The following is a 3,842-nucleotide window of genomic DNA, read 5'->3' on the forward strand; positions in this document are numbered from 1 at the left end:
CCCGCCCGATCCGCCCCGGACTTGCAGTGCATGAGGGCGGGATACTCCAGGCTCTCGAACAGGGTTTTGGCGCCATGCACCCGGGTGCGGCTGGGGACCTCGCGGGAAGTGATGGTAAAGTCCACCAGGTTCAGGCCCAGGCGCGCGCAGGCGTCCTTCTCCAGGGCGTAGAAGCTGGCGTCGAAGCCCCCCCGCAGGTTGACGATGGTGCGGATTCCCTTCGCCTTCCAGGCTTCGATCTGGAACGGCCAGGGCTGGTTGGCCCGGAACATCTCTTCCGATACCGCATGGGCGTTGGAAAACCGCAGGCGCAGGAAGGCATGGTCCTTCAACAGATAGTCGAAGTAGGCTCTGCGCCGCCCCTTCGGCGTCGTGAGGTCGTATTCCGCCAAGTCGGGGCTCCTGCGTGTGAGCCCTATCTAGGGCGCCGGCGCCGCACAGCAAAGCCCGCGGGGGACCGCGCAAGGGCGACATCTTGACTTCGCCCGCCCAAGAGCCGACCCCAGCACAATGAACGCTCAGGCTGATCCGGACCGGCTGTCCAGCCGCGAGATCCTCGCCAGGACCTGGCGTGTCTACCTTGCGCCCCGCTGGCCGGGCCTGGCCCTCGCAGGCCTCGCCGCCGTAGTCGTCGCCGCCCTCAGCGCCAAGCTGGTCCAGATCCTTGAGCCGGCGATCAACGACCTTCTGGGGACGCCCAAGCCTGGCGCTCTCCTCGTCATCCCCCTGACCATCGCAGGCCTCGCCGTCGCCAGGGGCCTGGCGCAGGTTCTCCAGGCGACCCTCGTGAACCGGATCGGCAACGCCGTGGTCGGCGATATCCAGGTCCAGCTCTTCGGCCGGCTTGTGCGGGCGGACCTCGCGAGACTGCGTTCCCAGCATTCGGGGTCTTTCGTCTCCTCGGTCCTCTATGACGCCGGCCTGATCCGCGAGGCCGCGACCGCGGGCGTAATCAACTACACCCAGCACGCCCTGACCGTGGTCGGGGCGATCAGCGTGATGGTCTCCAACGACCTGGTCCTTTCCCTCGCCCTGATTGTGGCCGCCCCGGTCGCAAGCCTCATCATGCGACGCTACGCCCGAGGATCCTCCAAGGCCGCCCAGGGCGCCATGGCCGAGACCTCCGCCCTGTCCACCGCCGTGATGGAAAGTCTGGACGGCGTGCGGGTGGTCAAGATCGAGAACCGGGAGGCCTTCGAGGAGTCCCGGGTCGCTGAAGTGGTGCGCCGGCGGCAAGCCTTCCTGGTCCGGGGCGCCAACGCCCGGGCCCGCGCAGCGCCGGCCACAGAGACCCTGATGACCCTGATCACCGCCGTCGTCATGGCCTGGGCGGGCCTGCGGTCGCAGGAGGGCGGGATGAACCCAGGGGCCTTCGTGGCCTTCATCGGCGCCCTGGCCCTGGCCTCCCAGTCCCTGCGTCAGCTGGCCAACCTGCAGACCGTCTTCTCCGAAGGGCTGTCCGCCGCCCGCCGCCTCTACGCTGCCCTCGACGTCGAGCCTGAGGTGGGCGACCGGCCCGGCGCCGTCGAGACGCCCCGGGGAGAAGGCCGGGTGGCCTTCGAAGACGTCCGTTTCGCCTACGGGGACGGCCCGGAAGTCCTTTCGGGCGTCAGCCTGACGGTCCAGCGGGGGGAGACCGTGGCCCTGGTCGGACCGTCCGGCGGGGGCAAGTCCACCCTTCTGAACCTGATCCCCCGCTTCTACGACGTGACAGGAGGCCGGGTGACGCTGGACGGGCGGGACCTGCGCGACCTGACCCTGGCCTCGCTCCGACGACGAATCGCCCTGGTCACCCAGGAGCCCTTCCTGTTCGACGACACCCTCCGCGCCAACATCGCCTATGCCCGGCCCGACGCCTCACAGCAGGAGATCGAGTCCGCCGCCCGCGCTGCGGCGGCCCATGACTTCATCCTCACCCTGCCGCAGGGCTACGACACCCCGGCGGGGGAGGCCGGCCTGAGACTGTCCGGCGGCCAACGGCAGCGCATCGCCATTGCCCGGGCCTTCCTCAAGGATGCGCCCATCCTGCTCCTGGACGAGGCGACCAGCGCCCTGGATGCGGAGAGCGAGGCCCAGGTCCAGGCGGCTCTGGCCAGGCTGATGGAGGGACGGACGACCCTGCTGGTGGCCCACCGACTCTCCACGGTCCGCAACGCAGACCGCATCTATGTCCTGGACCGGGGGAGGATCGCCGAGAGCGGAACCCACGAGGCCCTGGTGGCCGCCGGCGGCCTCTACGCGCGCCTGGCCGGCGCCGACGACCGTGAGACCCTCGAGGCCCCCGCATGAAGGGACTCCTGCGCAGGCCCTGGATCCAGGCCGTTCTGGGGCGGATTCTCGCCGGCTACCTGATCCTGATCCGTCGCACCACGCGCTGGCGGCACGAGGGCCTTGAGGCCCTGGAACCCATGTTCGCTTCCGGACAGGGCGCGATCGGCCTGTTCTGGCACGGCCGGATCCCGATCTGCCTGGGCATGGCCGAGACCTGGTGGCGGAAGGACAGCCGCCGATGCCTGGTGTCTCCCTCCTCCGATGGCGAGTTTGTCGCCCTCGCCCTGGAGTACGCCGGCTTCCCGGCCATCCGCATGTCGACCGCCAAGAAGGGCGACTCGGCCAAGGCGCGGGCGGCGGTGGCCGCCTTCCGCGAGGCGGTCCAGCACGTGGCCGACGGCGGCGTCCTGATCATCACCCCGGACGGCCCCCGCGGTCCGAACGAGGAGATTGCAGCCGGCGCCCTGCAGATCGCAAGGCGCACGGGGGCGCCCATCTTTCTCACCGGGCTGGCGGTCTCGCCATCCCTGCAACTGGAGAGCCTATGGGACCGGGCGATGGTCGCCGCCCCGTTCGGCCGGGGGGTCTGCGTCTGGGAGGGGCCATTCCACGTCCCCGCCGACGCAGGCGAGGCCGAGATCGACCGACTGCGGGCCGACTGGTCGGCTCGGATGTCGGCCGCCACCCGCCGGGCCGAAGCCCTGGTGGGACGCGCCCCGGTTGATCCGGCGACCGGCGGGTGAGACACAGGACCCATGCCCCACGATCACGCCCACGACGATCATGATCACCACCATGATCACCCGGGTCCGGATGCCTGGCGGGGGCCTCACGCCCATCCCCACACCGGACACGCCCATCACGGGCATGGACATCATGGCCACCTTCCCAGGGATTTTGGCGGCGCCTTCGCCCTTGGCATCCTTCTGAACGCAGGGTTCGTCGCGGTCGAGGCCGGGGTCGGGATCGTCTCCGGATCGCTGGCCCTCCTGGCCGACGCCGGCCACAACGCCGCCGACGTCCTGGCCCTGATCCTGGCCTGGGGCGCCACCGTCCTGGCGCGCCGCCGCCCGGGCGCCCGGCACACCTACGGCCTGGGCAAGGCGACCATCATGGCCTCGGTCACCAACGGGATCCTTCTGGTCGCCGCCGTCGGCGCCATCGGCTGGGAGGCCGTCCAGAGACTGGCCGCGCCGACTCCCGTCTACGCCGGACCCGTCCTGGTGACCGCGGCCATCGGCGTGGTGATCAACACCCTGACCGCCCTTCTCTTTCTGCGCGGGCAGCACGACCTCAACGTCCGGGGTGCCTTCCTTCACATGGTGGCCGACGCGGCCGTCTCGGCGGCGGTGGTCGTCTCGGCGGGCCTGATGCTGCTGACCGGCGGACTTGAGTGGCTGGACCCGGCCCTCAGCCTGGTCATCGTGGCGGTGATCCTGTCCGGCGCCTGGGGCCTGCTCCGGGAGTCTTCCGCCATGGCCATGGACGCCGCCCCGCCGGGGATCGACGTGGCGCAGGTCCGATCCTGGCTCGCCGCCCGCCCCGGGGTCCGCGAGGTGCACGACCTGCAC

The 3,842-nt window shown here is 70.6% G+C and carries 3 protein-coding genes and 1 pseudogene; 3 read left to right on the top strand and 1 reads right to left on the bottom strand.

The features are described from left to right. Positions 1-392: pseudogene (locus IM632_RS08810) on the bottom strand (protein tyrosine phosphatase); the annotation flags it as partial. Between the two features lie 118 nt (positions 393-510). On the opposite strand from IM632_RS08810, the gene IM632_RS08815 reads away from it, so the two are divergent. From IM632_RS08815 to IM632_RS08825, 3 genes are all read left to right on the top strand, one after another. Further along, on the top strand, positions 511-2,289 hold the full coding sequence (locus tag IM632_RS08815; protein WP_296480155.1) for an ATP-binding cassette domain-containing protein: 1,779 nt from the start codon (positions 511-513) through the stop codon (positions 2,287-2,289). Then, positions 2,286-3,014 (top strand): DUF374 domain-containing protein, encoded by a 729-nt coding sequence (locus IM632_RS08820; RefSeq protein ID WP_296480157.1) that lies wholly within the window; start codon positions 2,286-2,288, stop codon positions 3,012-3,014. Before IM632_RS08815 ends, IM632_RS08820 begins: the two co-directional genes overlap by 4 nt. A 12-nt stretch (positions 3,015-3,026) precedes the next feature. Then, positions 3,027-3,842 (top strand): cation diffusion facilitator family transporter (locus tag IM632_RS08825; RefSeq protein WP_296552240.1); only part of this gene is annotated, 816 nt, incomplete at its 3' end.

The organism is Phenylobacterium sp. (assembly GCF_020402505.1).
In the GTDB taxonomy this organism is placed as follows: domain Bacteria; phylum Pseudomonadota; class Alphaproteobacteria; order Caulobacterales; family Caulobacteraceae; genus Phenylobacterium.

Coding starts and splice junctions, on each gene's coding strand:
- IM632_RS08820 (WP_296480157.1), top strand. CDS start 2,286: ATGAAGGGACTCCTGCGCAGGCCCTGGATCCAGGCCGTTCTGGGGCGG.
- IM632_RS08815 (WP_296480155.1), top strand. CDS start 511: ATGAACGCTCAGGCTGATCCGGACCGGCTGTCCAGCCGCGAGATCCTC.